This window comes from Streptomyces sp. NPDC049915 (assembly GCF_040656475.1).
In the GTDB taxonomy this organism is placed as follows: Bacteria; Actinomycetota; Actinomycetes; order Streptomycetales; family Streptomycetaceae; genus Streptomyces.
On sequence record NZ_JBFAMH010000012.1, the window covers coordinates 17043 to 43146 of the forward strand.

Sequence of the window (26104 nt, forward strand, 5' to 3'; positions counted from 1 at the left end):
TCCCCGCTGAGCGTCCGCCGCCGGATCAGGCGTGCCGGTGCGGCCTGCGCATCATGTCGTCCAGTGTCGTACTCTCCTCCGTCTCGACGACGCGCGGCTCCCCGCGACGGCGGTGATGCGCACCGCTCCTCATCATGGCCAGCGCCAGACAGAAGATCAGCGCCAGCGCCAGGCCCGAGCAGAACAGGGCCAGCCCGTTCAGCGTGGCGATGTGGTGGTCGAGCACGGACACCGCGTAGTGGGGTCCGCCGCCCAGGTTGCCGGCGATCGCGAGGACGGTGAAGGCCACCGTGGCCGCGAGCAGGAGGAGTCCGAGCAATAGCATGCGAGTCATCTCCCCGAAGAGCCCGGAAGAGTGGTGCCACCTTCGCGGGTACCCCCTGCCGCCGCCGCGTACCGCACCTACCCTGGAGGTGTGGCTCGTTCCAACGACGAGATCGCCGCGCTGTTCCAGGAGTACGCGGACCTGATCTCGATCACCGGGGGAGACGCGTTCCGGGCACGTGTCTACGAGAAGGCTGCCCGCGCGATCGGCAGCCACCACGCGGACGTGGCCCGCCTCGACGTCAAGGGGCTCCAGGAGATCCCGGGCGTCGGCAAGTCGATCGCCGAGAAGATCACCGAGTACTTTCGCACCGGAACCGTCCTGGCCGTCGAGGAACTGCGCGCCCGTATCCCCGCCGGTGTCCGGCGGCTGACCGCGATCCCCACCCTCGGCCCCAAGAAGGCCCTGGTGCTGTACGAGGAACTCGGCGTCTCCTCCGTCGAGGAGCTGACCGACGCCATCCACGGCGAACGGCTGCGCGACCTGAAGGGCTTCGGCCCGAAGACCGAGCAGAACATCCTGCACGGCATCGAACTGCTGCGGTCCGCCGGCGACCGCGTCCTGCTCGACGTCGCCCTCGACCTCGCCGACGACGTGGTCGCCGCCCTGTCCGACGTGGCCGGCTGCTCCCGCTGCGCCTACGCCGGCTCCCTGCGCCGCGTGAAGGAGACCGTCGGCGACCTCGACGTCCTCGCCGCGGCCGACGACTCCGGCCCGCTGATGACGGCGTTCACCGAGCTGCCGTACGTCAGCGAGGTCATCGCGCACGGCACCACCAAGACCTCGGTGCGCACCAGCAAGGGCCTCGCCGTCGACCTGCGCGTCGTACCCCCCGACTCCTGGGGCGCTGCCCTGCAGTACTTCACCGGCTCCAAGGCGCACAACATCCGCACCCGCGAACGCGCGGTGCACCACAAGCTGAAGCTGTCCGAGTACGGCCTGTTCGACACCGAGAGCGGCGAGAAGATCGTCTCCGAGACCGAGGAGGAGGTCTACGCCCGGCTCGGCCTGCCCTGGATCCCGCCGACCCTGCGCGAGGACCGCGGCGAGATCGAGGCCGGGCTGCGCGGCGAACTGCCCGACCTGGTCACCGAGGCCGACCTGCGCGGCGACCTGCACACCCACACCGACCTCACCGACGGGCTCGCGCCGCTTCAGGAGATGGCCGCGGCGGCCGCCGAACGCGGCTACGCCTACTACGCGATCACCGACCACGGCCCGGACATGGCCATGCAGCGCATGACCGACGAGCGGATGCTCGCCCAGCGCGAGCGTGTCCGCGCCCTCGACGGCGCGTTCGGCAAGGGGCGGGGCATGCGGCTGCTGCACGGCGCCGAGCTGAACATCGGCCCCGACGGGGACGTGGACTGGCCGGCACCGTTCCTGGCCGGTTTCGACCTGTGCGTGGCCTCGGTGCACTCCCACTTCACGCAGGACCGCGCCACGATGACCCGGCGGCTCGTGCGCGCCTGCGAGAACCCGTACGTCGACATCATCGGCCACCCCACCACCCGCCTCATCGGCAAGCGCCCCGGGATCGACGCCGACCTCGACGCGGTCTTCGCCGCCTGCGCCCGCACCGGCACCGCCCTGGAGATCAACGCCCACCCCGACCGGCTGGACCTGCGCGACGAGGACATCCTGCGGGCCAAGCGGCACGGCGTGAAGTTCGCCGTGAACAGCGACGCCCACGCCACCCTGCACCTGGCCAACATGCGCTACGGCATCGGCACGGCCCAGCGCGGCTGGCTCACCGAGGACGACGTGATCAACACCTGGCCGCTCACCCGGCTGCGCAGCTTCCTGCGGCAGGGCCGCCCGGCCCGCTAGCGCCGCGTGTGCCCGGGCCGGGCGCCGGGTACCCGGCACGCAGCCGTACGGCGGCCGGCGCCGGAAGGAGACGCGAGGCGCATGGAGTTTCGTGACCGCACCCAGGCCGGTCGGGAACTGGCCGAGCAGCTGCGCATCCGGCACGACAAGGGCACCCTCCCGCACCCCCTGGTCCTCGCGCTGCCCCGTGGCGGTGTGCCCGTGGCCCGCGAGGTCGCCCGCGCCCTGGGCGCCCCCCTCGACGTGCTCGTCGCCCGCAAGATCGGCGCGCCCTTCCAGCCGGAGCTGGGCGTCGGGGCACTCGCCGGCGACGATCCGCCCCTGTTCGACGAGTGGGCGCTGAACCGGCTCGGCCTCACCCACGAGGCGCTGGCGGACACGGTGGAGCGCGAGCGCGCCGAACTGCACCGCCGCGAACGCCTCTACCGCCGCGACCGCCCGCCGCTGGACCTCGCCGGGCGCACCGTGATCCTCGTCGACGACGGGCTCGCCACCGGGGCGACCGCGCGCGCCGCCGTCCGCTGGGCCCGCCGGCAGGGGCCCGAACGCGTCGTCCTGGCCGTGCCCGTGGCCGCCCCCGAGTCCGCCGACCTGCTCTCCCTGGAGGCCGACGATGTGGTGTGCCTGCACCGGCCGGCCGACTTCCGCGCCGTCGGCCTGTGGTACGACGACTTCGAGCAGCTCAGCGACGCCGACGTGCTCGACGCGCTGCGAGAGGGATGAGCAGGGTGACCGAAGCAGCGCAGCGCGCTGTGCTCGTCGGCGTCGACGACACCGCCGACGCCTGGCTCGCCGCCGACTGGGCGGCCACCGAGGCCGGCCTGCGCGGCACCGGCCTGCGCGTCCTGCACGCCGTCGGCACGGGCAGCCCGGGCGGCGAGGGCGCCGACGCGCGGGTCCTGGACGCGGCCGCCTCCGTCCTCGACGACGCCGTGGCCCGGATCGCCGCCGGCCACCCCGGGGTGCCCCTGGACACCGCGCTCGCCCACGAACAGCCCGCCGAGGCCCTCATCGACGCGGCGCAGGACGCCGACCTGATCGTCGTCGGCACCCGCGGCCGCGGCGGCTTCTCCGGACTGCTGCTGGGCTCGGTGAGCCTGCGCACCGTCGCGCACGCGGACCGGCCGGTCGTCGTCGCGCGCGGGCACACCGAGAAGACCGAGTACGGCAGCATCGTCGTCGGCGTACGCGACGAACGGGACGAGGACGCCGTACGGTTCGCGCTCGCCGAGGCACGGCTGCGCGGGGTCGGGGTGCGGGTGCTGCACGCCTGGACGCCGCTCGCGCGGGCCGGGCTCGTGGTGCCCCAGGCGAGCCAGGTGGACGACGAACAGCACGTCCACACGCGTCTGCTCGCACACGCGGCCCGGCCGATCGCCGAGTTCCCGCAGGTCCGGGCCGACACCGACCTCGTCATCGGCACCCCGGCGGCCGCCCTGGTGGAGGCCTCCGCGCGGGCCGGTCTGGTCGTCGTCTCCCGGCATCCGCCCGTCGGCCGCTTCGCACTGCGCCTGGGCAGCGTGGTGCACGCGGTGCTGCACCACGCCGCGTGCCCGGTCGCCGTCGTCCCCACCACCAGGACGGCGGAGGAGACCTGAGGTGCCCGCCATGGACGAGGACGAGGCCCGCCGGCGGTTCGCCGGCGCCCGCGTCGCCCGGCTCGCCACCGTCGACGCCGGTGGCCACCCGCACCTGGTGCCCGTCGTGTTCGCCGCCGACGGCGACCGGATCGTCACGGCCGTCGACCGCAAACCGAAGGCCACCCAGCGGCTGCGGCGGCTGCGCAACATCGCCGTCCACCCGGCGGTGAGCCTGCTCGCCGACGCCTACGACGAGGACTGGGACCGGCTGTGGTGGGTGCGGGCCGACGGCGGCGCCCGCTGCGTGCCGCCCGACGCCGCCGACCCCGCGGCACGCGAGCAGCACGCCGGGGCGATCTCCCTGCTGCGGGGCAAGTACCCCCAGTACGCCACCCACCCGCCGGACGGCCCGGTCGTCGTGGTGACCGTCACGCGCTGGACCGGATGGCGCGCCACGCAATGACGGGACGGCGAGCGACCGGGCGGCCCCGGCGAAGCGTTATGCGTCGATGGTCAGCGAGCAGGACCAGCCGTACGGTCCCGGCCCCAGGTGCAACTCGTGCCAGGACACCCCCTGCGGGAGCACGCCGGTGATCTCCACGTCCGCCAGCTCGGCCACCGCGAGGCGCACGTCCAGCGCGTCGTCCTCCGCGTCCGCCTCCACGTCCACCGGCACCGTGCCGTACACCTCCAGCCGGTAGACGATCTCCTCCAGCAGCGCGGCCAGCAGGTCGTCGTCGCCCGTCCCGGCCACCCGCAGCCGCTCCACCGCCGTCGGCCGCACCCGGGACACGTCGGCGAAGCACTCCACGACCGCGAGGACCGCCTCCGCCAGACAGTCCTCCCGGCTCGCGCCCCACGCGTCGATCCGGACATCGGCGCTGTGCGGCACCGCGCGGTGACCGCTCGCGCCCGGTCCGCGCGCCAGACTGTCGTCACCCGTGTCACCGTTGACCATGTCCCCCGTGTGCCCGCTCGTCCGCGGGGCACACGGATCGTCCGGCCGTTGGGCCACAGCCGCGGCACGTTTCGTCAGAGGACGCTCGCCCGGGGGCCGTCGGGGCTCTCGCCGCGGCGCCGGACGACCTCCCGCGCGATCTCGGCGACCTCCTCCGGCGGCAGCCACCGGAAGCCGTCCGCCGTGACCAGCGCGACCAGCGGGAACAGCCGCCGGGTCAGATCCGGGCCGCCGGTCGCCGAGTCGTCGTCGGCGGCGTCGTACAGCGCCTGCACCGCCGCCGTGACGATGTCCGTCTCCGCCAGCCCCTCGCGGTACAGCTTCTTCAGCGCGCCCCGCGCGTACACCGAGCCGGAGCCGGTCGCGGTGAAGCCCCGCTCCTCGGTACGGCCGCCGGTGACGTCGTAGCCGAAGATCCGGCCGGCGCCCCGCTCCAGGTCGTAGCCCGCGAAGAGGGGCACCACGGCCAGGCCCTGCATGGCCATCCCGAGGTTGCCGCGCACCATCGTGGTCAGCCGGTTGGCCTTGCCGTCGAGGGAGAGCGCGGTGCCCTCGATCTTCTCGTAGTGCTCCAGCTCCAGCTGGAACAGCCGGACCAGCTCCACCGCGATCCCGACCGTACCGGCGATGGCGACCGCGGAGTGCTCGTCCGCCGGGAACACCTTCTCGTACTCGCGGTGGGCGATGACGTTGCCCATGGTCACCCGCCGGTCGCCCGCGACGAGCACCCCGTCGGCGTAGGTCGCCGCGACGATCGTCGTACCGTGCGGGGCCTCGAAACCCGGTGAGGGGGGCGGAAGTTCGCGGTGGCCCGGCAGCAGGCCGGGCGCCTGGGCGGCGAGGAAGTCCGCGAAGGACGACGTCTCGGCGGCCATGAAGGAGGGCGGCAGTGCGCCGTCGGTGCTCGGGTGGGCGCTCATGGCGTTCCTTCCTGCCGCGGGAGGGGCGGACGAACCGGGGGGTCGGCCCGGTGTGCGTCGCACCCTACCCGCGGCGGGGCGCCCGCATGCGCCGCCGCTCAGGGGCGCAGCGCCAGACAGTGGTAGCCGTCCAGGTCCTCGGTGTCGACGCGGGACCAGCCGGCGGTGAGGAGTTCGGTGTCACCCGGGGTGAGCTGCCACGGGTGGGGCTCGCCGTGCGACGGATCGTGGATCGACGTGCCGACCCAGAAGACACCGCCCGGGGCGAGGAGGGCGCGGACACGGGCGAGGAAGGCCGGCTTGTCGGGCATCCAGCGGAAGACCAGGCGGCAGGTGATCAGCGCGTAGGCGGGGTGGGGCAGCAGCCCGGCCGGGTCGCCGGCGCTGAAGTCCAGCTGCCGCACGTCGAGTTCGGGGTGGCGCAGGCGGGCACCCGCGACCGCCGTCGGCGCGCAGTCGACGGCGGTGACCCGGTAGCCGAGCCGGTGCACCCGGGCCGCCAGCTCGCCCAGACCGCAGCCGATGTCCAGCGCGGGCCGTCCCGCGCCCGGCCCGACCTGCCGGCGCAGCACCGCCGCCTCCTGGTCGTCGATGGTGCGGTAGCGGCGGCCCGACCGCCACACGGGCTCCCAGTACTGCGCCGCCGTCGACGTGTTCCCGTCGCTCATGTGGAGGTCCCCCTTGGCTAGCCGAGTGCCCGGTCCAGGTTGAACGCCGCGCTGATCAGGGCGAGATGGGTGAACGCCTGCGGGAAGTTGCCCTGCTGCTCGCCCGTGTGGCCGATCTCCTCCGCGTACAGCCCCAGATGGTTGGCGTAGGTCAGCATCTTCTCGAAGGCGAGGCGCGCCTCGTCCAGCCGGCCGGCGTGCACCAGGGCCTCGACGTACCAGAAGGAGCAGATCGAGAAGGTGCCCTCGTCACCGCGCACGCCGTCGGGGCTGGTCAGCGGGTCGTAGCGGTAGACCAGCGAGTCGGAGACCAGGTCCCGGGTGAGGGCGTCCAGCGTGGACAGCCACTTCGGGTCGGTCGGCGCGATGAACTTGCTCAACGGCATCATCAGCACCGCCGCGTCCAGCACGTCACCGTCCTCGTACTGGACGAACGCCCCCCGCGCCGCCGACCAGCCGCGGTCCATGATCCGGCGGTAGATCGTGTCGCGGCACCTGCGCCAGCGGTTGAGGTCGGCGGGCAGTCCGCGCCGGTTGGCCATGCGGATGGCCCGTTCGATCGCCACCCAGCACATCAGCCGTGAGTAGAGGAAGTTCTTGCGGCCGCCCCGCGTCTCCCAGATGCCCTCGTCCGGCTGGTCCCAGTGCACGCACACCCAGTCGACCAGCGCGCACACGTCGTCCCACTGGTCGCTGGAGATCGGCTTCGCCCACTTGTCGTAGAGGTAGATCGAGTCGACGAGCGCGCCGTAGATGTCGAGCTGGAGCTGATCGGCGGCGGCGTTGCCGACGCGTACCGGAGCTGAGCCGAAGTGGCCTGCCAGATGGGGGAGTTCGCGTTCCGTCAGATCGGTGCGGCCGTCGATGCCGTACATGATCTGCAAAGGCCCGGCGCCGTGGCAGTCGCCGGGGCTGATGTGCCGGGTGACGAAGTCCATGAACGCCTCGGCCTCCTCGCTGAAGCCGAGCCGCAGCAGCGCGTACACGCAGAAGGCGGCGTCGCGCACCCACACGTACCGGTAGTCCCAGTTGCGTTCGCCGCCGAGCTGCTCGGGCAGGCTGGTGGTCGGCGCGGCGACTATCGCGCCCGTCGGCGCGTAGGTGAGGAGCTTCAGGGTGAGGGCCGAGCGGTGCACCATCTCCCGCCAGCGGCCGCGGTAACGGGAGGCGGACAGCCAGCGGCGCCAGTACGTCACGGTGGCTGCGAACTGCTCCTCGGCCTCCCGGCTCGCGCACCGGCGGGGCGCCACCTCGTCGCCGAGCTCGTCCAGGGCGAACACCGCCGACTCGCCCTCGGCGAGTTTGAACTCCGCCCGCACGTCCTGCCCGTCCTGCTCCAGCGGGACGGTCGAGGTGAGGGCCAGGGAGAACTGGTCGGTGGTGAAGACCGCGGTCTCGCCGTCCAGCCGCAGGGTGTGGGCGCGGGAGGCGTAGTCGAAGCGCGGGGCGACCCGGGCCCGGAACGGCACCGTGCCGCGCACGCACAGCACGCGGCGGATCAGCCGGTGGCGCGCGCTCTCCGCCGGGCCGCCGCCGAGCGGCATGAAGTCCTGCACCTCGCCCACGCCGTCCTCGGTGAAGAAGCGGGTGATCAGGACGTTGGTGTCGGGGAAGTAGAACTGCTTGGTACGGGCCGCTCCGCTCGCCGCGAGTTCGAAGCAGCCGCCGCGCTCGGCGTCCAGGATCGCGGCGAAGACGCTCGGCGCGTCGAACGAGGGACAGCAGTACCAGTCGATGGTGCCGTTCGTCCCGACCAGCGCGACGGTCCGCAGATCACCGATCAGCCCATGGTCGGCGACCGGCAGACACCCGGCGCACTCACTGACACCCTCGTCCGCTGCCTGGGCCATCACAGCCTCCCTGGACCTCGCCCGCGGGGGCGGCTTCCAGCTTAGGCGCGGCATGCCTCCGGCGGCTTCCGGAAGGAGCGGAGGCCGAGCGGGGAGGCGTCGAGCGGGGTGTTCCCGGTGAGCTGTCCGTCGGCATGGGTGCGCCTCAGACCGTGACCACCTCGATGCCGGCCTCCGTCAGTCGCCGTACCTCTTCCGCGTCCGCCGAAGAATCCGTGACCAGGGTGTTCACCGTTTCGGCCGCGCAGATGCGGGCGAAGGCGCGGCGGCCCAGCTTGCTGGAGTCGGCGGCCACGATCACACGCTCGGCGCGCTCGCACAGCAGCCGGTTGATCGCCGCCTCCGCCTCGTCGTGCGCGGCTGCCCCGTGGACCACGTCGAAGGAGACGACACCCAGTACGGCGACATCGAGGGTGATCTGTCCGAGCACCCCGTCCGCGAGCGGCCCGATCAGCTCGTAGGACTGGGCGCGCGCCACCCCGCCCGTCACCACGATCTTGAACTGCGGCCGCACGGCCAGCTCGTTCGCGATGTTGAGGGCGTTGGTGACGATGGTGAGCGCGGGGGAGCCGGAGGCGAGGTCGCCGCGTACGGCGAGCGCGCGGGCCACTTCGGTGGTGGTCGTGCCGCCGGTCAGCCCGACGGCCTCGCCGGGCGCGATCAGCTCGGCCACCGCCTTGGCGATGCGCTGCTTCTCCGAGGCGCGCCGGGCCGTCTTGTAGCGCAGCGGCAGCTCGTACGACACGCCGTGCACGACCGCGCCGCCCCGGGTGCGCACCAGCATCTGCTGCTCGGCCAGCTGGTCGAAGTCGCGGCGGATCGTCGCGGCCGACACCTGCAGCTCGGCGGCGGCCTCCTCGACGTCCAGCCGGCCGCGTTCGACGAGCAGCTCCAGCAGCGCCTTCCAGCGGGCGTCGCGCGACATCCGCACCTCCCTCTTCCCACATGTCGGCTCCCCGGTGACCCTAGCGCACCCCACTTGGCGTCGAATGCTTGAAGTTGCTCGAAAGCTCGCTATATCTTGCACAAACAAACAGACATCTGGAGGCCCAGTCGCATGACCCACGTCGAGGACGAGCTGAACAGCCAGCCCGAGTGCTGGACCCGCGCCGCGGCGGAGGCGGCCGCGCACGCCGCAGCACTGCCCGCACCGGGGGAGCGGGTCGCCGTCGTCGGCTGCGGCACCTCCTACTTCATGGCCCAGGCGGTCGCCGGCCTGCGTGAGGACGCGGGCCAGGGCGAGACCGACGCCTTCGCCGCCTCCGAATTCCCCCACGGCCGCTCCTACGACCGGGTCGTCGCGCTGACCCGCTCCGGCACCACCACCGAGGTGCTCGACCTCCTCGGCCGGCTGCACGGCCGTACCCGCACCACCGCCGTGACCGCCGACCCCGAGACGCCCGTCATGGCGGCCGCCGACGACGTCGTGGTGCTCACCTACGCCGACGAGCGCTCCGTCGTGCAGACCCGCTTCGCCACCACGGCGCTCACCCTGCTGCGCGCCCACCTCGGGCTGCACGACGACGCCGCGGTCGCCGACGCCCGCACCGCGCTGGCCGCCGAGCTGCCCGCAGAACTCGTCGGCTGCCGCCAGTTCACCTTCCTCGGCCGCGGCTGGACGGTCGGCCTGGCCAACGAGGCCGGGCTGAAGATGCGCGAGGCGTCGCTGTCCTGGACCGAGGCCTACCCGGCGATGGAGTACCGGCACGGCCCGATCAGCATCACCACCGAGGGCACCGCCACCTGGATGTTCGGCGAGGCGCCCGAGGGGCTCGCCGACCAGGTGCGGGCCACCGGCGGTCTGTGGGTGGACGGCGGCCTCGACCCGCTCGCCGAACTCGTCCGCGCCCAGCGCCTCGCGGTCGCCGTCGCCGCGGCCCGCGGCCTCGACCCCGACCAGCCGCGCCACCTCACCCGCTCGGTGATCCTCGCCCCCTGAGCCCCGCGACACCCCGGAAAGGACAGGCCGTGCCCCTCGCGACCACCGGCGAGCTCGTCACCCGTGCCGCCGTCGACCGCTCAGCCGTCGCCGCCTTCAACATCATCACGCTGGAGCACGTCGAGGCCGTCATCGCCGGCGCCGAACAGGCCGGCGCGCCCGTCGTCCTCCAGGTCAGCGAGAACGCCGTGAAGTTCCGCTACGGCCGGCTGCTGCCGCTGGCCCGCGCCGCCGTCGCCGCCGCCGAGGCCGCCGAGGTGCCCATCGCCCTGCACCTCGACCATGTGCAGAGCGACGCCCTGCTGCGGCAGGCGCCGGCGGCGGGCTTCAGCTCGGTGATGTACGACGCCTCCGCGTTGCCGTACGCCGAGAACCTGGCCGCCACCCGCGCCGCCGCCGACTGGGCGCACGCTCAAGGACTCTGGATCGAGGCCGAGTTGGGGCAGGTCGGCGGGAAGAACGGCCGCCGCCCGCTGGACGCGCACGCCCCCGGCGCCCGCACCGACCCCACGGAGGCACGCGGCTTCGTCGCCGACTCGGGCGTCGACGCGCTCGCCGTCGCGATCGGCAGCGTGCACGCCATGACCACCCGCACCGCCGCCCTCGACCACGAACTCCTCAAACGCCTCGCCAAGACCCTGGAACTGCCGCTCGTCCTGCACGGCTCCTCCGGCGTCCCCGACGACGAACTGCGCACGGCCGTCGCGGGCGGCATCACCAAGGTGAACGTCGGCACCGCCCTCAACCAGGCGATGACCGCAGCGATCCGGGACTTCCTCGCCGCCCACCCCGAGGCAGTGGACTCCCGCAAGTACCTCAGCGTGGGCCGCGAGGCGATGATCCGGGAGGTGACGCGGATCATCGGCCTGATCAGCGGGCGGCCGTGACCACCGGCTGGTAGAACCCGCTGTCACCAGGGAAGAGCCAGTCGGCACCCGCGAAACCGGCCGCCTCCACGCACGCGGACAGCTCCCCACGGGTCAGCGCCCAGTACGTGGTCCGGCGGACCCGGACCTCCCAGCCGGACCCGGCGGGCACCAGCTGGAAGTGCTCCAAGTCGTAGTGGGCGCCGTCGTCGTGCCAGTGCCACAGCTGAAAGGTGACGGTCCGGCCGACCGGCGTCTCGGCGACCTGCGGGGGCGTCGACACCGGCCGCTGGGCCCGCACCGGGTCGTAGTCCCGCACGGTCAGCAGGAGCAGCCCAGCCGGACGCAGCACACGGCGCATCTCACGCAGGGCGGCGGTGACCTCCTCGGCCGTCTGCAGGTGCGGCAGAGCATTGTCGGCGCAGACCACTACGTCGTAGGAACTGTCGCAAAACGGCAGCCGCCGCATGTCCGCGGCGACCCCGGGGAGGGGCGCGCCGCGGGTCGCGGCCTCGGCCACCGCACGCGCTGTGGCCACCGGACTCAGATCGGCGCCGGTCACCCGGTGGCCGCGCAGCGCCAGCCCGATCGACTGCGTGCCGATACCGCACGCGCAGTCCAGGACGTGATGCGGCCCCGGTCCGAGCCGTGCGCGCACGAGCGCGTCGAGCACGTCCGCCTGCCGGGCCATGCTCGTGTCCCAGTCGGGGAAGAGCAGGTGGTAGTCGGGTGCGAGCCGGTCGTAGAAGTCCCGCACGGAGTCGTACGACATGTGCCGGAGGGTAGCGCTGCTACCGCGCTCGCGGCCCTGTCGCACTACATCTGCCCGAGGGCGGCGTCACCGCTTCACCGCCCGCAACACCACGAACTTCGGATCACTGGCCACCACCGCACTGTTGCCGAACAGCCGCCGCAACTTGAGGTGGTACCCCAGATGCCGGTTGCCGATCACCCACAGCTCACCCCCGGGCCGCAGCACCCGCCGCGCGCCTTGGAACATCCGCCAGGCCGTGGAGTCCGTGGTGGCCTGGTGGGCGTGGAACGGCGGATTGTTCAGCACCAGGTCCACACTGCCGGACGCCACCCCGGCCAGCCCGTCCCCGACCCGGAACTCCCCGTGCCCCGGCACCCCGTTCGCCTTGTACGTCGCCTCCGCCGAGGCCGCGGCCTGGAACGACTCGTCCACGAACAGCACCTCGGCCTCGGGGTTGGCCAGCGCCACCGACGTGCCGACGACACCGTTGCCGCAGCCCAGGTCGACGATGCGGCGCGGGCCGTCGGTCGCCGGCAGGTGCTGGAGGAAGAACCGGGTGCCGATGTCCAGCCGGTCCGCGCAGAACACCCCGGCGTGGTTCACGACGGGCCGCCCCGAGACGGGCCCGATGCCGTCCTCCAGCCGGTAGGTGTACGGCCACGGATTGGCGGGCCGTTCCCGCCCGGGCTCCGGTGTGCACAGGATCAGCCGCGCCTTCTGCCGGGCGAGTGAGGTACGGGTGGGGCCCAGGATGTCCTCGAACAGGATCAGCGTCGAGGTGTGGATCTCCTTCACCATGCCGGTGCCGATCACCACGGACCCCTCGTGCAGGGCAGGAGCCAGCCGCAGCAGCTGGTCCTCCAGCAGCGCCAGGCTCTTCGGCACCCGCACCAGCAGCACGTCGATCCGCTCCGGCGGCGCGTCCTGCGTGGTCAGCAGGGGCACCACCCCCGGAGTCACCCCGTTGCGGGCGAGGTTCGCGCAGGTCGCCTCCTGCGCCAGGTGCGAGTCGGTGATCTGCGTCGGCGCGTGCGCCGCGAGCGCCGTGACCAGCGCGCCCCATCGGTCACCGACGACCACGACCGTGCCGGACAGATCGACCCGTTCCTCGGCCAGGTGGCGCAGCAGATACGCGTCGGAAGCGTCCCAGGCACGCAGCCTGTCGCGCGGGTCCTCGGGGAAACGGGCCAGCGCGAGCTCGCCCCAGGGCGTCGTCATACGGTCGTTCATGGTGCGTCCAGGCTAGCGGAGCCGCAGCTCAGGCCCGGTGGGGCAGGATGGTGCCATGGACACCGAGCTGTTCCCGCGCCGGCGGGCCGAGCCGGCACCCGGCGCGGTGCACGTGCCGGACTGGCTGGACGCCGGGCAGCAGCGCACGCTGCTCGAGGCCTGCCGCACCTGGGCCCGCCCCCCGGCGGGCCTGCGCACCGTGCGCACACCCGGCGGCGGCACGATGACCGCCCGCCAGGTCTGCCTCGGCTGGCACTGGTACCCGTACGCCTACGCCCGCACGGTCGTCGACGGCGACGGCGCGCCGGTCAAGCCGTTCCCGGCCTGGCTCGGCGAACTGGGCCGCCAGGCGGTGACCGCGGCGCTGGGCCCGCAGGCGGAGCCGGTGGCGGCGTACGACATCGCGCTGATCAACTTCTACGACGGGGACGCCCGTATGGGCATGCACCGCGACGCGGACGAGAAGGCCGACGCGCCGGTGGTGTCGTTCAGCCTCGGTGACACATGCGTCTTCCGCTTCGGCAACACCGCCTCCCGTAGCCGGCCGTACAGAGACATCGAGCTGCGCAGCGGTGACCTCTTCGTCTTCGGCGGGCCGTCCCGGTTCGCCTACCACGGGGTGCCGCGCGTGCTGCCGGGCAGCGCACCGCCGTGGCTCGGGCTGACCGGGCGGCTGAACATCACGCTGCGAGTCAGCGGGCTGCCGGCGGACGCCACCTGAGCAGCGGATCATGACAGACTCCCCCTCATGAGCGGCAAGGCGGACCCCCGGCAGGCGGGGGAAGGGACCACCTCGAGGGCGCGGCTGGACCGGGGGCGCGGTGCGCTCGGGCCCGCGTTGGAGCTCGTGCACACCGGCCGGGCCCCGACCCGCGCCGTGCTCACCGCCGAACTCGGCGTCACCCGTGCCACCGCCGGCGCGGTGGCCGCCGAGCTGGAGGCGCTCGGCCTGATCCGCGTCGACGCCCGGCCCAGCGCCCCCGCCGGCGCCCAGGGCCGCCCCTCGCACCGGCTGAACCTCGCCGAGGACGGACCCGTCGCGCTGGCCGCGCAGATCCACGCCGACGGTTTCCGCGCCGCCCTGGTCGGCCTCGGCGGACGGATCGTCGCGACCGCGCCCGGCTGCGAGACCGTGGACGCCGACCCGGCGAAGGTGCTCGGGTCCGTGGTCGAAGCGGGCGCGCAACTGCTGCACGAGACCGGCCGGCGCTGCGTCGGCGCCGGGCTCGCCGTGCCCTCCGCGGTCGCCGAACCGGAGGGCCTCGCGCTCAACCCGCTGCACCTGGCCTGGCCGGTGGGCGCGCCCGTGCGGGAGATCTTCGCCTCCTGTGTGCGCGACGCCGGGATCACCGGTCCGGCCTTCGCCGCCAACGACGTCAACCTCGCCGCGCTCGCCGAGCACCGGCACGGCGCCGGCCGGGGCTCGCGCGACCTGCTGTGCGTGGCCACCGGGCACCGTGGCGTGGGTGGTGCGCTGGTGCTCGACGGGCGGCTGCACACGGGCAGTTCGGGCCTCGCCCTGGAGGTCGGCCACCTCACCGTGAACCCTGAGGGCGGCCGCCCCTGCCACTGCGGCAGCCGCGGCTGCCTCGACGTCGAGGCGGACCCGCTCGCCCTGCTCACCGCCGCGGGCCGCGACCCCGGCCCCGAGGTGTCACTGCTCCAGCAGGCCAACGACCTGATCCGGCAGGAGTACGACGACCCGGACGTCCGGCGTGCCGTCGAGGCGCTCATCGACCGCCTGGGCCTGGGCCTGGCCGGCCTGGTGAACATCCTCAACCCCGACCGGATCATCCTCGGCGGGCTGCACCGCACGCTGCTGGACGCCGACCCCGAGCGGCTGCGCGCCGTCGTCGCCGACCGCAGCCTGTGGGGCCGCAGCGGCGGCGTGCCCATCCTCGCCTGCTCCCTTGACCACAACAGCCTGGTCGGCGCGGCCGAGTTGGCCTGGCAGCCGGTGCTGGACGACCCGCTCGCGGCGCTGAGCGGGGGCTGACCTCCGGCTACAGCGCGGCGCCCCCGTCGATCACCAGGTCGGTGCCGACCAAGGCCGCCGCCGCGTCGGAGGCCAGATACAGCACCGCCTGGGCGACCTCCTCGGTGGACGACACCCGGCCCAGCGGTGACTGGTCCTTCATGCGGACGGCGCGCTGCGCCTCGCTCTCCCCGGGGCGCAGCGACATCGTCGTGTCGGAGGAGCCGGGGCTGACGGCGTTGATGCGCACGCCGTCCGCGATGTACTCCAGCGCGGCCCCGCGGGTCAGGGAGGCCACGGCCGCCTTGGTCGCGGCGTACGCGACGGTGTTCGGCACCTGCTTGTGCCGGCCCAGGTTGGAGGCGACGTTGACGATCGCGCCGCCGCCGGGCTGTGTGCGCATCTGCCGGATCTCCGCCTGCAGGGCCAGGAAGACTCCGGTCACGTTGATGTCGAGCAGGGAGTGCCAGTCGTCCTCGGTGAGGTCGGCGAGCGGCGCGCCACGGAAGACGCCCGCGTTGTTCACGGCCACGTCGAGCGCGCCGAACCGGTCGACTGCCGCGCGCACCAGCGCCCGCACATCGGCGGCCCGGGCGACGTCGGCGACCTCGGCCACGGCGGTGCCGCCGGCCTGCGCGACCAGCGCGACGGTCTCGTCGAGCGGGGCCCGGGAGCGGCCGGCAACGACGACCCGGGCGCCCTCGGCGGCGAGGGCGAGCGCGACGGCCCGGCCGATGCCGGTTCCGGCGCCGGTGACGAGGGCGGTGCGGCCGGAGAAACGATCGCCGGACATGAAGTTCCCTTCGAGAAAGCCACAAAAACGAGGTGGTGGAACGGGGTCCCTCAGCGCGTTGCCGAACGGTGGGCGAGGAGGAACGGGAGAGCCGTGGCCGCGCACCGGGCCGCGGCCGCCGCGAGGTTCGCGGCGTCGTCGCCGACGGCGAGCAGCCGGCGAGCGGGACGGCGAGCAGGACGGCGAACCCGACCGTGGGGCCGCTCTCCATCGAGACCGTTCGGTCAAATATCAGGGCAGTGAAATACGTCCCCCGCCGGAGCGTGTGCGCCAGGGCGGACGTCAGTCCAGCAGCGCCAGTGCCTGTTCCGCCGCTTCGAGCACCCGGGCCGGATCCGTGGAGGCCTTGCCGACCACCCGGAATCCCTGCATCAGGACCAGCAGCATGCGGGCCAGCGCGCGCGGGTCGCGCCCCTCGGGCAGCTCGCCCCGGGCCTGGGCGCGCAACAGGGACGAGTGCAGCAGAGTCTCTACATGGCCCCAGCTGCGCTCCACGCGGCGCGCGGCGGCGTCGTCGTGCGGGGCCAGTTCGGCCGCCGTGTTGGTGACGAAGCAGCCGCGCTCGCGGCGGGAGTCGTCCGCGGACTCGGCGGCGAAGCGGCGCACCACCGCCCGTACGGCGGGCAGCGCCGGCCCCGGCTGGGACAGCTCCAGCGCGAGCAGTGGGTCATGCGCCTCGCCGTAGCGGTCCAGGGCCTTCAGGTACAGGTCGTGCTTGTTGCCGAAGGTGGCGTAGATGCTGGCGCGCCCGATCCCGAGGTGCTCGACCAGGTCGGCCATCGACGTCGCCTCGTAGCCCTTGCGCCAGAAGAGGTCGAGGGCTGACAGGAGGACGGCGTCCGGATCGAATTCCTTGGTCCTGGCCATGAGCTGACGCTAACTCATTCCAGAACGGTCGGTCAATCAACGGCCGGGGGTGCGGCCACCGAGTCCCGGGCGATGAACGTCGTGTCGAGTGTGATGTGCTGCGGCTCCCCGCCGCTGCCCTCGATGCGGGCCGTCAGGGCCCGCAGTGCGCGCGCCCCCAGCTCCTGTACGGGCTGGGCCACCACGCTCATCCGCGGGCGCACCGCGGCCGCCCAGTCCGGGTCGTCGAAGGTGACCACCGACAGGTCGTCCGGCACGGTGAGGCCGCCGGCCCGCGCGGCCGTCAGCACTCCGAGGGCGATCACACTGTCCGTGGCGAAGACGGCCGTGGGGCGGTCCGGCAGCGCCAGCAGGTCGGCCGCCAGCGCCGCCGGGTCCTGGCGGTGGAAGGTGCCGCGGCGCAGATACCGCTCGGTGTCCCCGATGCCGGCCTCGTACAGCGCCGCCCGGTAACCCTCGATGCGCTCCAGGCCGGTCGTGATCGGGCCCGACGGGTCCTCGTCCCCGGTGCCGACCAGGCTCACCAGACCGATCCGGCGATGGCCGGCCGTGATCAGGCGGCGCACCGCGTCCTTCGCGGCGCCCCGGTTGTCGACGGTGACCGAGTCGCAGGGCAGGCCGGGTGCGCGGCGGTCCAGCAGCACCACGGGGCACCCGGAGGTGTGCGCGGCCTTCAGGTGTGCGGCGTCGGCCGTGGAGGCGGGGGCGACGATCAGACCGTCGACGTGCTTGTCCAGCAGCGTCTTCACCGCCGCGCGCTCGGCCGTGACGTCCTCGTCGGTGTTGGCGAGCAGCACCTGGTAGCCCGCGGCGCGGGCCGCGTCGGTGATGCCGCGGGTGACGCCCGCGAAGAACGGGTTCTGGATGTCGGCCACGACCACGCCGAGCGTGTGCGTGCGCCCTGTGATCATCGAGCGGGCCAGTTGGTTGGGGCGGTAGCCCAGCTTCTCGGCCGCCGCGCGCACCTTCTCCCGGGCCTCCGGCGAGACGGCCCCGTAGTCCGCCAGGGCGCGGGAGGCGGTGGAGCGCGAGACTCCGGCCTCGCGGGCGACGTCGGGGATGGTGGCGGGGCGGGCGCGGCCGCTGCTGCGTCGGTTCGTCGTCATGGCAGGGGTCAGATTATCGGGCGCGACGGGGGTCTTGACGCTCCGGATCGGGCGGTGGGAAGGTTCTCACCACCGCTGGTGAGAACGTTCCCAATCCGCTCTCCGCTCCCTGTGGCATGCGATTGGGAACGTTCTCCATCCCCATCTCGGAAGGAACCGCGTGAGCACCGCAACCCTGCCCCTCAAGCCCATCACCGAGGACTTCAAGGAGGCCGTGGCCTTCGCACTCAGCCAGAACGACACCGCACGCGCCTTCGTCGACGAGATCGTCGAAGCCGGTCTGCGCAACGTCTTCCTGGTGGGCTGCGGCGGCTCGCTCACCGCCGCCTACCCCGTGCAGTACCTGCTGGAGACCCGGGCGCAGTTCCCCGTCTTCCACATGAACAGCGACGAGTTCAACCACCGCAGGCCCGCCCTGCTCGGCGAGGGCTCCCTGGTCCTCGTCTCCTCGCACACCGGCACCACCAAGGAGACCGTCGCCGCCGCCCACTACGCCCGCGAGGCCGGCGCCAAGGTCGCCGCGCTCACCCGCAGCGCCGACAGCCCCCTCGCCAAGGCCGCCCACGTGGCGTTCACCTACCGCAGCGAGGACACCGTCGTCGCCCCCAAGGGCGTGCTGTTCGGGCAGCTCGGGTACGCGCTCCTGGAGAAGACCGGCGTCCAGGGCGACTACGCCGCGCTGCGGCAGGCCTACGAGGCGCTGCCCGACGCGCTGTACACCGCGCAGGAAGAGGGCGAGGAGCTGGCCGCGTCGATCGCGACCGCGCTCGCCGACGAGCCGGTGACCTACGTGCTCTCGGCCGGCCCCAACTACGGCGCCGGCTACGGCTTCACCATGTGCTACCTGATGGAGATGCAGTGGAAGCACGGCGGCAGCTACAACGCCGGTGAGTTCTTCCACGGCGCCTTCGAGGTGGTCACCGAGGACCAGCCGGTGATCCTCTTCCTCGGTGAGGACGCCACCCGCCCCATGGCCGAGCGGGCCAGGACCTTCCTCGACACGTACACGAAGAAGGCCCACCACGTGGACTCGACGATGTTCTCCCTGCCGGGCGTCCCCGCCCACCTGCGCGGCGACATCACCCCCATCGCCCTGGACGTCTTCGGCACCCGTCTCGCCCGCCACTACGAGTCCGTGCGCGGCCACGACCTCGACAAGCGGCGCTACATGTTCCAGGTCGAGTACTGAGTCCCGCCCCCTGATCCCTGCTCCACCCCCGGCCCGGTGCGGAGCCGCACCGGGCCGGCCCGTACCGCACACCACCCGCACCCCACCGACTCGTACCCGAACCCCACCGACTCCCTGCCGAGGAACCCCCATGCGCATCTGCGGAGTCGGCGACAACGTCGTCGACCGCTACCCCCAGCGCGGCCTGATGTACCCGGGCGGCAACGCCCTCAACGTCGCCGTGCACGCCGCCCGGCTCGGCGCCGGGGCCGCCTATCTCGGCGTCACCGGCAACGACACCGCCGGCGCCCACATCCGCGCCGCCCTCGCCGCCGAAGGCCTGTGCCTCGACCGCCTGCGCACCGCCGACGGCCCCAACGCCTACGCCACCGTGTACGTCGAGGACGACGGCAACCGCACCTTCGGCGATTGCGACGCCACCGTCTCCCGCTTCACCCCCGATGCCGCCGACCTCGCCTGGCTGCGCGGCTTCGACCTCCTGCACACCGGCGACTGCAGCCACCTGGAGGAGGAACTGCCGCGCCTGGCCGCCGCCTGCCCGGTCAGCTTCGACTTCTCCGACCGCCCCTGGGCGTACGCCGCGCCCCTCCTGCCGTACGTACACACCGCCGTCTTCTCCCGCCCGGACACCGACGGCAAGGAGGCCCTCGACCTGACGGGGCGTGCCGAAAGGGCCGGTGTGCGCCTGGCCGTGGTGACACGGGGCGCCCGCGGGGCGCTGATCCGCTACGAGGGCACCGCGCACCACCAGGACGTCGTGCCCGTCGAGGCCACCGACACCCTGGGGGCCGGCGACTCCTTTCTCGCGGCCCTGCTCGTCGCCCTGCACCACGAGGGGCGCCCCCTCGCCGACGCCGCCGCCCGCGCCGCCGCCTACGCCGCCGAGGTCTGCACCCAGCCCGGCGCGTTCGGCCACCCGCTCGCCTTCGAGGCCGCCGGCACGCCCTGACCCCCGCCGACCCCTTCGACCCCGACCGCCAGGAGCCACCGATGCGCCCAACTCCCGCCCCCGTGGTCGGCTGCCTGCTCACCACCCTGCTGATGCTGCTGGTCAGCGGCTGCGGGCAACGGCCGGTCACCGTCACCCCGAACGACTTCACCCTCCGCGGCCGGCCCCAGGGCCACCTCACCGTCCTGGAGAAGTGGGCCGACCCCGAGTACGCGCCCTACTTCCAGCAGGCCGTACGCGCCTACGAGCAGCAGAACCCGGGCGTCACCATCGAGCTCCAGGCGGTCGGCGACCAGCCCTACAAGGACCGCATCGCCGTCCTCGCCGCCTCCCGCGAGCTGCCGGACGTCTTCTTCGCCTGGCCGGGCCAGTACGCCCGCAAGTTCGCCGACGGCCGGCTCGCCGCCGACCTCAGCGGCGCGCTCAAGGACACGGCCTGGGGTGACGGCTTCGAACGCAACGCCCTCGACGCCTTCACCTTCGACGGCCACGTCTACGGCGTCCCCCTCGACGTCGACGCCAAGGTGTTCGCGTACAACACCACCCTGTTCGCCAAGGCCGGCGTCACCGCGCCGCCGCGCACCTTCCCGGAACTGCTCACCGCCTGCGACCGCATCCGGAAGGCCGGTTACACCCCGCTCGCCTTCGGCAACCAGTACGGCTGGCCCGCCGGCCACCTCCTCACCCAGTTCAACGCGTCCGAGGTCCCGGCCGCCGTGCTCGCCCGCGACTACGACGGCCGGGGCGACTTCACCCACCCCGGATACGCCCGCGCCCTGAACGACCTCGCCCAGCTGAAGCAGCGCTGCATGGCCCCCGGCGGCACCAGCATGAGCCACGAGTCCGCGCAGGCCCGGATGCTGTACGGCAAGGCCGCGATGCAGTACCTCGAGACGCTGGAGTTCTCCTACCTCACCGAACAGGGCGGCGCACCCAAGGAGTTCGCGGACCACTGGGACTTCTTCCCCATGCCGGGCATCCCCGGCGCGCAGGGCGACCCCAGGGCCATCGCGGGCGGCGCTGACGGGCTGCTCGTCTCCAACGCCTCGCCCCACAAGGCCCTCGCGCTCGACTTCCTGAAGTTCCTCACCAGCCGCTCCCAGGCCCGCACCCTGGTCCGCGACCTGGGCTGGCTCAGCGCCGTCAAGGGCACCGCCGACGCGGCCGAACTGCCCGGCCTGGGCAAGGCGCAGCGCACCATCGCCGGGCACGACATGGCCGTATGGCTGGACACCCGGGCCGGGGAGAAGATCGTCAACCCCTATCTCTCCGCGGCCGAGGCCGTCCTCGCCGGGCGCGCCTCCCCGCAGACGGCCCTGCGCGAGGTGCGGCGCGGCGCCGAGCAGGCCCGGCGCTACGGGGTCACCCCGTGACCGGCCCGCACATCCCCGAACCCGCCCCGAAGGAGGTGCCCCCATGGGACACGCCGGCACACCCCACGGCAGCATGCGGCACCGGCTGCGCCACTCCCTGTACGTCGCGCCCGCCCTCGCCCTGATCGCGCTGTTCGTCTACTACCCGATCGTCGAGAACGTCCGGCTCAGCCTGTTCAAGTTCAGCGTCTTCAAGCCCGGCATGCGCTACGTCGGGCTGGACAACTACCGGCAGGCGGTCGCGGATCCGGTGTTCTGGCAGGCACTGCTCAACAACGTCTTCTACGCGGTGACGTCGGTGGTCTTCCAGGTCGGCGCCGCCCTGGTGCTGGCCGCCGTGCTGGAGGAGGCCGTCGGGCGCCGGCTGCGCGGGCTGCTGCGCACCGTGTACTTCGTCCCGGCGGCGGTGTCGATGACGGTGGCGGGCCTGCTCTTCCAGTTCCTCTACCAGCCGGACGCGGGCCTGGTGAACAGCGCCCTGAAGGCCGTCGGCCTCGGCTCCCTCCAGCACGACTGGCTCGGCGACGCCGCCACCTCCATCTGGGGCGTGATCAACATGAGCCAGTGGCAGTCCTTCGGCTACACCACGATGCTGCTCACCGTCGCCATGCAGCGCATCCCGCGCGAGCTGTACGAGGCCGCCACCGTCGACGGCGCCGGACGCGTCCGCACCTTCTTCACCGTCACCGTGCCCATGGTCCGCGAGATGACCACCCTGCTCGTCATCCTCACGGTCTCCGGCGCGTTCCTGGTCTTCAACGAGGTGATGGTGATGACCGGCGGCGGCCCGTCCAACTCCAGCCAGGTCCTCGGCACCTGGCTGTACGCCTCCGCCTTCACCGGCGACGACATGGGCTACGCCGCCGCCATCGGCACCGTGATGTTCCTGATCACCTTCGCCGCAGGAGCCGTCCAGCTCCTGCACTCCCGCAGGAAGGCGGCCACGGCATGACCCTCACCCTCGACCGGTCCCGAACCCCGGCCACCGCCGCCGCGCCGCCCGCCCGGCGCGCCCGCACGGCCGGCACGGCGGCGCTGCGCGTCCTCGCCCACGCCACGCTCGCGGGCCTCGCGATCGCCGTGCTCTACCCGCTGCTGTGGATGGCCGTCTCCGGCCTGAAGTCCAACGGGGAGATCTTCTCCGACCCCTGGGGCCTGCCCGCCCATCCCCACTGGGGCACCTACGCCGACGCCTGGCACCAGGGCGTGCTCGGCTACCTCCTGAACTCCCTGCTCGTCACCTCCGCGAGCGTTCTCGCCGTCGTCCTGGTCAGCGCGTGGGCGGCGTACGGCCTGACCCGCCTGGACATCCCCTGCTCACAGCCCGCGCTGCTGCTGGTCCTCGGCGCGATGATGCTCTCGCCGACCGTCGCGATCGTGCCGCTGTCCCAGCTGCTCCAGGCCCTGCACATCTACGACACCTACTGGGCGCTGATCGTCCTGTACACGGCGTTCAAGGTGCCCTTCACCACCTTCCTCATCCGCGCCTACCTGCTCGGCCAGCCGGTGGAGGTGGAGGAGGCCGCGTTCATCGACGGCGCAGGGCGTTGGCAGACGTTCTGGCGGGTGGTCGTACCGATGGCCCGGCCGATCCTGGTCTCGGCGGCGGTCCTGCAGTCCCTGTTCGCATGGAACGAGTACGCCTTCGCGCTGGTCTTCATCACCGACGACCGGCTCAAGACGCTCCCGGTCGGTCTCGCCGACATGGCCGGGCGGCTCAACTCCGACTGGCCGGTGCTCTTCGCCGGCCTGGCCATCGCCGCCCTGCCGATGATCGTGGTCTTCCTGATCGGCCAGCGGCACTTCGTGCGCGGCCTGTCGGCGGGCATCGGCAAGTGAGTTCCGCGGGCCGCCGGCCCGAGCGGCGCTCACCCGAACGCGGGGCAGCGGGCCCGCTCACGGCGTGCTTGCCGGGGCCGTCTCCGGGAAGGCTGGAGCCTGAGGTCCGCACCGCCCACCACGAGTAGGAACTCCCGCGTCATGACCGACAAGCTCACCGTCAGCGTCCTCGGCACCGGCATCATGGGCGCCGCGATGGCCCGCAACCTCGCCCGCGCCGGCCACACCGTCCACGCCTGGAACCGCACCCGCGCCAAGGCCGAACCGCTCACCGCCGACGGCGTGCGCGTCGCCGACGACCCGGCCGGGGCGGTGCGGGACGCCGACGTGGTCCTGACCATGCTGTACGACGGCGCCGCCGCCCGGGACGTCATGCGCGAGGCCGCCCCCGCCCTGCGCCGGGGAGCCGCCTGGGTCCAGTCCACCACCGCCGGCCTGGACGCCGTACCCGAACTGGCGGCCTTCGCCCACGAGCACGGCCTGATCTTCTACGACGCGCCCGTGCTCGGCACCCGGCAGCCCGCCGAGGCCGGGCAGCTCACCGTCCTGGCGGCCGGGCCCACCGAGGGCCGCGACACGGTGACGCCCGTCTTCGACGCCGTCGGCGCCCGCACGGTGTGGACCGGCGAGGACGGCTCCGCGGCCAGTGCCACCCGGCTGAAGCTGGTCGCCAACAGCTGGGTGATCGCGGCCACCGCGGCGGCGGGGGAGACGCTGGCCCTCGCCAAGGCGCTCGGCGTCGCCCCGGGCGGCTTCTTCGACCTCATCGCCGGCGGACCCCTCGACATGGGGTACCTGCACGCCAAGGCGGCCCTCGTCCTCGACGACAAGCTGACGCCGCCCCAGTTCGCGGTGGGGACCGCGGAGAAGGACGCCCGCCTGATCGTGGCGGCCGGCGAGCGGCACGGCGTGCGCCTCGATGTGGCCGCCGCGAGCGCCGAGCGCCTGGCCCGGGCCGCCGCGCAGGGCCACGCCGACGAGGACATGGTCGCCGCCTACTTCGCCAGCTTCCCCGACGAGCCGGCGTCCTGAGCCGTCCATCGACACCGACACGACGGAGGAACCCCCATGTCCAAGCCGCCGCTGCCGCCGCAGGCCGTGGAGCTGCTGCGCCGCCCCAACCCGTGCGTCATGGCCACCGTGCGCTCCGACGGCGCGCCCGTGTCCACCCCCACCTGGTACCTGTGGGACGACGGCCGCGTCCTGGTCAACCTCGACGAGGGCCGCGTCCGCCTGAAGCACCTGCGCCACGATCCGCGGGTGACCTTGACCGTGCTCTCCTCGGACGACTGGTACACCCACGTCACGCTCATCGGCCGCGTCGCCGAGATGTACGACGACGAGGGCCTGACCGACATCGATCGGCTCGCCGCGCACTACATGGGCGGGCCGTATCCGCGCCGGGAACGTGCCCGGGTCAGTGCCTGGATCGACGTCGAACGCTGGCACGGCTGGGGCGAGATGAAGGACAGCGACCAGCCGGGCTGAGCCACCCTCAGCCGCGCCGCATTGGCCGGACCGGCCATCTCACCGCGGGGGCGGGCGGAACCCGACGCGATCGGGTCATCGCGGGCTCACCGCCAGTCGACCGCGAAGGCGTGCGCCGGGTTGTCGGTGAGAACGCGTGTCACCACTTCCTCGCCCAGCACCGCCGCGAGCCGCGGCCGCACCCGTCGCAGGAGGTACGGCATCCCCGGGCCGCCGTCGACGGAGCGGGCGGCGGCGGTCGTGGTGTCGCCGCCGAGCAGCAGCCGGTCGCCGAAGCCGGCCTGGGCGAGGGCCGTCACGGCGTCCGGCATGCGCCAGTCGGTCGCGTGGTGGGCGCGGGACGGCCCGTCGAAGGCGAGCCAGCAGCCGGACCGCGCCGCCTGGAGGTGCGCCACCGGGTCCGGGAAGCGGTTGAGATGACCGAGGATCACCCGGTGCGGCGGCACGCCCAGCTCCCCGCACAACAGGCCGAGCACGTCCGCCGCACCCGTGCCCAGCTCCAGGTGGACGGCGATCGGCGCACCCGTCGCGTGGTGCGCCTCGGCGGCCGCGGTCATCGTCCGGCGCACGTGCTGGTCCAGGGCGTGGAAGCCGCCGGCCACCTTGATCAGTCCGGCCCGCACCCCCGAGGTGCCGATGCCGTCGGTGAGCTCGGCGACGAACACCTCGGCGAGCCGCCCGCGCAGCTCCTCGAGCACGTTCTCGGCGTAGTGGACGTCCTGGTGCAGTCCCGTGGCGGCGACCACGTGCACCCCGGTGTCCCGGGACAGCGCCGGCAGGTCGGCGGCCCGCCGCCCAAGCCCGTACGGCGTCCACTGCACCACACTGCCGCCGCCCTGCTCCCGGAACGCGGTCAGCTCCGCCCGCGCGGCGGACACACTGTTCAGCTCCTGGCCCGGCAGGCGGGGGCTGGCGAAGAACAGGTGGTCGTGCGCGTCGCACGCACCCAGCCGCTCCGGTTCGACGTCCCCGAGCACCGTACGGATACGGCTCACCACTGCCGGCCCCGCGGCAGCCGACCGAGCTCCGGCGCGGACAGGTGCAGCACCTGGAACACCTCGCCCTCGGCCTTGGGTTCCGGATGCGACCACAGTGAGAAGTGGACGATCTCCCAGCTGCGGGAGTCGACCACCGCCGCGGCGAGCACGGCCCCGTCCTCGGCGGCCGTCCGCGCCGCCGCGTCGGCCGCGTCCGCCATCGCCTCCGACAGCGCCCCGCCGTCCGGCACGGGCTGCGTGCGCAACACGGCGACGACGGCCGGGAAGCCGGCGGCCACACCCTCCTCGCAGGCCAGTCCCGTCCACTGCCGCACGACCGGCCGGCCGAAGTCGTCGACGGGCCCCTGGAACGGGCCGCCCCACAGGAAGCGGTTCATCCCCTCCACGGTGCGCCACAGGTAGAACGGCGCGTACTGGTTCACCGGCGAGCCGTCCACGCCGCGCTCGCGGATCAGGTAGGCCTTGAGCCCGAGCCCCTCCCAGTCGTCCAGTGCGTGTCCGAGGCGGGACACGCGCGCGCGGACGATGCCCATGTCGTAGTCGGCGGGGAGCGTCATCGCGTACTGCATGGCGTGCACGGGGCGGTCCTTCCTCGGGCGGGCGGGGG

General features: G+C 73.3%; 28 protein-coding genes. 15 read left to right on the forward strand and 13 right to left on the reverse strand.

Going from position 1 to position 26104, the window contains the following annotated elements:
* Positions 1–25: 25 nt before the first annotated feature.
* Positions 26–325 carry a hypothetical protein gene (locus AB0J12_RS21595; protein WP_363265946.1) on the reverse strand — a complete coding sequence of 100 codons (300 nt, stop codon included), beginning with the start codon at positions 323–325 and terminating at the stop codon, positions 26–28.
* Between the two features lie 90 nt (positions 326–415).
* On the opposite strand from AB0J12_RS21595, the gene polX reads away from it, so the two are divergent.
* The 4 genes from polX (at position 416) to AB0J12_RS21615 (ending at position 4198) form a co-directional block, all read left to right on the forward strand.
* Positions 416–2155 carry a DNA polymerase/3'-5' exonuclease PolX gene (polX, locus tag AB0J12_RS21600; RefSeq protein WP_363265947.1) on the forward strand — a complete coding sequence of 580 codons (1740 nt, stop codon included), beginning with the start codon at positions 416–418 and terminating at the stop codon, positions 2153–2155.
* An 81-nt stretch (positions 2156–2236) separates the two neighbouring features.
* Positions 2237–2878 carry a phosphoribosyltransferase family protein gene (locus AB0J12_RS21605; RefSeq protein WP_363265948.1) on the forward strand — a complete coding sequence of 214 codons (642 nt, stop codon included), beginning with the start codon at positions 2237–2239 and terminating at the stop codon, positions 2876–2878.
* Between the two features lie 5 nt (positions 2879–2883).
* Entirely contained in the window at positions 2884–3753 is an 870-nt protein-coding gene (locus tag AB0J12_RS21610; protein WP_363265949.1) for a universal stress protein, read from the forward strand.
* A gap of 1 nt (position 3754) precedes the next feature.
* Positions 3755–4198: a TIGR03668 family PPOX class F420-dependent oxidoreductase gene (locus AB0J12_RS21615; RefSeq protein ID WP_363265950.1), complete on the forward strand. Its 444-nt coding sequence runs from the start codon at positions 3755–3757 to the stop codon at positions 4196–4198.
* 36 nt (positions 4199–4234) lie between these two features.
* Here the strand turns inward: AB0J12_RS21615 and AB0J12_RS21620 are convergent, their stop codons facing one another.
* The 5 genes from AB0J12_RS21620 to AB0J12_RS21640 all read right to left on the reverse strand — a co-directional run bounded on the left by AB0J12_RS21620 (position 4235) and on the right by AB0J12_RS21640 (position 9056).
* The gene (locus AB0J12_RS21620) at positions 4235–4693 is read right to left on the reverse strand and encodes an archease (protein WP_363265952.1); all 459 of its coding nucleotides are present in this window, start codon (positions 4691–4693) and stop codon (positions 4235–4237) included.
* A gap of 74 nt (positions 4694–4767) precedes the next feature.
* On the reverse strand, positions 4768–5613 hold the full coding sequence (gene prcB, locus AB0J12_RS21625) for a proteasome subunit beta (RefSeq protein ID WP_363265953.1): 846 nt from the start codon (positions 5611–5613) through the stop codon (positions 4768–4770).
* A 98-nt stretch (positions 5614–5711) separates the two neighbouring features.
* Positions 5712–6281, reverse strand: a complete 570-nt coding sequence (locus AB0J12_RS21630; RefSeq protein WP_363265954.1) for a class I SAM-dependent methyltransferase — start codon at positions 6279–6281, stop codon at positions 5712–5714.
* A gap of 17 nt (positions 6282–6298) precedes the next feature.
* The gene (locus AB0J12_RS21635; RefSeq protein ID WP_363265955.1) at positions 6299–8131 is read right to left on the reverse strand and encodes a glycoside hydrolase family 15 protein; all 1833 of its coding nucleotides are present in this window, start codon (positions 8129–8131) and stop codon (positions 6299–6301) included.
* Between the two features lie 145 nt (positions 8132–8276).
* Entirely contained in the window at positions 8277–9056 is a 780-nt protein-coding gene (locus AB0J12_RS21640) for a DeoR/GlpR family DNA-binding transcription regulator (protein WP_363265956.1), read from the reverse strand.
* Positions 9057–9188: 132 nt separating this feature from the next.
* On the opposite strand from AB0J12_RS21640, the gene AB0J12_RS21645 reads away from it, so the two are divergent.
* Positions 9189–10070: a sugar isomerase gene (locus tag AB0J12_RS21645; RefSeq protein WP_363265957.1), complete on the forward strand. Its 882-nt coding sequence runs from the start codon at positions 9189–9191 to the stop codon at positions 10068–10070.
* Positions 10071–10099: 29 nt separating this feature from the next.
* On the forward strand, positions 10100–10957 hold the full coding sequence (locus tag AB0J12_RS21650) for a class II fructose-bisphosphate aldolase (protein WP_363265958.1): 858 nt from the start codon (positions 10100–10102) through the stop codon (positions 10955–10957).
* Here the strand turns inward: AB0J12_RS21650 and AB0J12_RS21655 are convergent.
* Positions 10941–11708, reverse strand: coding sequence for a methyltransferase domain-containing protein (locus AB0J12_RS21655; protein ID WP_363265959.1), 768 nt, complete (start codon positions 11706–11708; stop codon positions 10941–10943). The genes AB0J12_RS21650 and AB0J12_RS21655 overlap by 17 nt on opposite strands.
* 66 nt (positions 11709–11774) lie before the next feature.
* On the reverse strand, positions 11775–12908 hold the full coding sequence (locus tag AB0J12_RS21660) for a methyltransferase (RefSeq protein ID WP_363266142.1): 1134 nt from the start codon (positions 12906–12908) through the stop codon (positions 11775–11777).
* A 67-nt stretch (positions 12909–12975) separates the two neighbouring features.
* Between AB0J12_RS21660 and AB0J12_RS21665 the strand changes: the two genes are divergently transcribed.
* Both AB0J12_RS21665 and AB0J12_RS21670 read left to right on the forward strand, forming a co-directional pair.
* The gene (locus tag AB0J12_RS21665) at positions 12976–13641 is read left to right on the forward strand and encodes an alpha-ketoglutarate-dependent dioxygenase AlkB (RefSeq protein WP_363265960.1); all 666 of its coding nucleotides are present in this window, start codon (positions 12976–12978) and stop codon (positions 13639–13641) included.
* Positions 13642–13668: 27 nt separating this feature from the next.
* Positions 13669–14916 (forward strand): ROK family protein, encoded by a 1248-nt coding sequence (locus tag AB0J12_RS21670; protein ID WP_363265961.1) that lies wholly within the window; start codon positions 13669–13671, stop codon positions 14914–14916.
* A 7-nt stretch (positions 14917–14923) separates the two neighbouring features.
* Here AB0J12_RS21670 and AB0J12_RS21675 read toward each other — a convergent pair whose 3' ends face one another.
* The 3 genes from AB0J12_RS21675 to AB0J12_RS21685 all read right to left on the reverse strand — a co-directional run bounded on the left by AB0J12_RS21675 (position 14924) and on the right by AB0J12_RS21685 (position 17661).
* On the reverse strand, positions 14924–15688 hold the full coding sequence (locus tag AB0J12_RS21675; protein ID WP_363265962.1) for a glucose 1-dehydrogenase: 765 nt from the start codon (positions 15686–15688) through the stop codon (positions 14924–14926).
* Positions 15689–15970: 282 nt separating this feature from the next.
* A complete protein-coding gene (locus AB0J12_RS21680; RefSeq protein ID WP_363265963.1) occupies positions 15971–16555 on the reverse strand; it encodes a TetR/AcrR family transcriptional regulator in 585 nt (194 codons plus the stop codon).
* 32 nt (positions 16556–16587) lie between these two features.
* Entirely contained in the window at positions 16588–17661 is a 1074-nt protein-coding gene (locus AB0J12_RS21685; RefSeq protein WP_363265964.1) for a LacI family DNA-binding transcriptional regulator, read from the reverse strand.
* Positions 17662–17821: 160 nt separating this feature from the next.
* On the opposite strand from AB0J12_RS21685, the gene AB0J12_RS21690 reads away from it, so the two are divergent.
* The 7 genes from AB0J12_RS21690 to AB0J12_RS21720 all read left to right on the forward strand — a co-directional run bounded on the left by AB0J12_RS21690 (position 17822) and on the right by AB0J12_RS21720 (position 24499).
* A complete protein-coding gene (locus AB0J12_RS21690; protein ID WP_363265965.1) occupies positions 17822–18850 on the forward strand; it encodes an SIS domain-containing protein in 1029 nt (342 codons plus the stop codon).
* Between the two features lie 130 nt (positions 18851–18980).
* Positions 18981–19799, forward strand: coding sequence for a PfkB family carbohydrate kinase (locus tag AB0J12_RS21695; RefSeq protein ID WP_363265966.1), 819 nt, complete (start codon positions 18981–18983; stop codon positions 19797–19799).
* A 41-nt stretch (positions 19800–19840) separates the two neighbouring features.
* A complete protein-coding gene (locus tag AB0J12_RS21700) occupies positions 19841–21172 on the forward strand; it encodes an ABC transporter substrate-binding protein (protein WP_363265967.1) in 1332 nt (443 codons plus the stop codon).
* A gap of 43 nt (positions 21173–21215) precedes the next feature.
* Positions 21216–22124, forward strand: a complete 909-nt coding sequence (locus AB0J12_RS21705) for a sugar ABC transporter permease (RefSeq protein WP_363265969.1) — start codon at positions 21216–21218, stop codon at positions 22122–22124.
* Entirely contained in the window at positions 22121–23011 is an 891-nt protein-coding gene (locus AB0J12_RS21710; protein ID WP_363265970.1) for a carbohydrate ABC transporter permease, read from the forward strand. The genes AB0J12_RS21705 and AB0J12_RS21710 overlap by 4 nt, the downstream gene beginning before the upstream one ends.
* Positions 23012–23152: 141 nt before the next feature.
* Positions 23153–24043, forward strand: coding sequence for an NAD(P)-dependent oxidoreductase (locus AB0J12_RS21715; RefSeq protein ID WP_363265971.1), 891 nt, complete (start codon positions 23153–23155; stop codon positions 24041–24043).
* 36 nt (positions 24044–24079) lie between these two features.
* Entirely contained in the window at positions 24080–24499 is a 420-nt protein-coding gene (locus AB0J12_RS21720) for a PPOX class F420-dependent oxidoreductase (protein ID WP_363265972.1), read from the forward strand.
* Between the two features lie 86 nt (positions 24500–24585).
* On the opposite strand, the gene AB0J12_RS21725 is transcribed toward AB0J12_RS21720, so the two are convergent.
* Entirely contained in the window at positions 24586–25494 is a 909-nt protein-coding gene (locus tag AB0J12_RS21725) for a phosphotriesterase (protein ID WP_363265973.1), read from the reverse strand.
* Positions 25491–26075, reverse strand: a complete 585-nt coding sequence (locus AB0J12_RS21730; RefSeq protein WP_363265974.1) for a DUF4865 family protein — start codon at positions 26073–26075, stop codon at positions 25491–25493. Before AB0J12_RS21730 ends, AB0J12_RS21725 begins: the two co-directional genes overlap by 4 nt.
* Between the last annotated feature and the right edge of the window lie 29 nt (positions 26076–26104).

What these genes read in the sequence shown, in the direction of transcription:
- AB0J12_RS21595 (WP_363265946.1), bottom strand. Translation starts at nt 325, where the DNA reads ATGCTATTGCTCGGACTCCTCCTGCTCGCGGCCACGGTGGCCTTCACC.
- AB0J12_RS21605 (WP_363265948.1), top strand. Translation starts at nt 2,237, where the DNA reads ATGGAGTTTCGTGACCGCACCCAGGCCGGTCGGGAACTGGCCGAGCAG.
- AB0J12_RS21620 (WP_363265952.1), bottom strand. Translation starts at nt 4,693, where the DNA reads ATGGTCAACGGTGACACGGGTGACGACAGTCTGGCGCGCGGACCGGGC.
- prcB (WP_363265953.1), bottom strand. Translation starts at nt 5,613, where the DNA reads ATGAGCGCCCACCCGAGCACCGACGGCGCACTGCCGCCCTCCTTCATG.
- AB0J12_RS21630 (WP_363265954.1), bottom strand. Translation starts at nt 6,281, where the DNA reads ATGAGCGACGGGAACACGTCGACGGCGGCGCAGTACTGGGAGCCCGTG.
- AB0J12_RS21635 (WP_363265955.1), bottom strand. Translation starts at nt 8,131, where the DNA reads ATGGCCCAGGCAGCGGACGAGGGTGTCAGTGAGTGCGCCGGGTGTCTG.
- AB0J12_RS21640 (WP_363265956.1), bottom strand. Translation starts at nt 9,056, where the DNA reads ATGTCGCGCGACGCCCGCTGGAAGGCGCTGCTGGAGCTGCTCGTCGAA.
- AB0J12_RS21645 (WP_363265957.1), top strand. Translation starts at nt 9,189, where the DNA reads ATGACCCACGTCGAGGACGAGCTGAACAGCCAGCCCGAGTGCTGGACC.
- AB0J12_RS21655 (WP_363265959.1), bottom strand. Translation starts at nt 11,708, where the DNA reads ATGTCGTACGACTCCGTGCGGGACTTCTACGACCGGCTCGCACCCGAC.
- AB0J12_RS21660 (WP_363266142.1), bottom strand. Translation starts at nt 12,908, where the DNA reads ATGACGACGCCCTGGGGCGAGCTCGCGCTGGCCCGTTTCCCCGAGGAC.
- AB0J12_RS21665 (WP_363265960.1), top strand. Translation starts at nt 12,976, where the DNA reads ATGGACACCGAGCTGTTCCCGCGCCGGCGGGCCGAGCCGGCACCCGGC.
- AB0J12_RS21670 (WP_363265961.1), top strand. Translation starts at nt 13,669, where the DNA reads ATGAGCGGCAAGGCGGACCCCCGGCAGGCGGGGGAAGGGACCACCTCG.
- AB0J12_RS21675 (WP_363265962.1), bottom strand. Translation starts at nt 15,688, where the DNA reads ATGTCCGGCGATCGTTTCTCCGGCCGCACCGCCCTCGTCACCGGCGCC.
- AB0J12_RS21680 (WP_363265963.1), bottom strand. Translation starts at nt 16,555, where the DNA reads ATGGCCAGGACCAAGGAATTCGATCCGGACGCCGTCCTCCTGTCAGCC.
- AB0J12_RS21685 (WP_363265964.1), bottom strand. Translation starts at nt 17,661, where the DNA reads ATGACGACGAACCGACGCAGCAGCGGCCGCGCCCGCCCCGCCACCATC.
- AB0J12_RS21695 (WP_363265966.1), top strand. Translation starts at nt 18,981, where the DNA reads ATGCGCATCTGCGGAGTCGGCGACAACGTCGTCGACCGCTACCCCCAG.
- AB0J12_RS21700 (WP_363265967.1), top strand. Translation starts at nt 19,841, where the DNA reads ATGCGCCCAACTCCCGCCCCCGTGGTCGGCTGCCTGCTCACCACCCTG.
- AB0J12_RS21705 (WP_363265969.1), top strand. Translation starts at nt 21,216, where the DNA reads ATGGGACACGCCGGCACACCCCACGGCAGCATGCGGCACCGGCTGCGC.
- AB0J12_RS21710 (WP_363265970.1), top strand. Translation starts at nt 22,121, where the DNA reads ATGACCCTCACCCTCGACCGGTCCCGAACCCCGGCCACCGCCGCCGCG.
- AB0J12_RS21715 (WP_363265971.1), top strand. Translation starts at nt 23,153, where the DNA reads ATGACCGACAAGCTCACCGTCAGCGTCCTCGGCACCGGCATCATGGGC.
- AB0J12_RS21720 (WP_363265972.1), top strand. Translation starts at nt 24,080, where the DNA reads ATGTCCAAGCCGCCGCTGCCGCCGCAGGCCGTGGAGCTGCTGCGCCGC.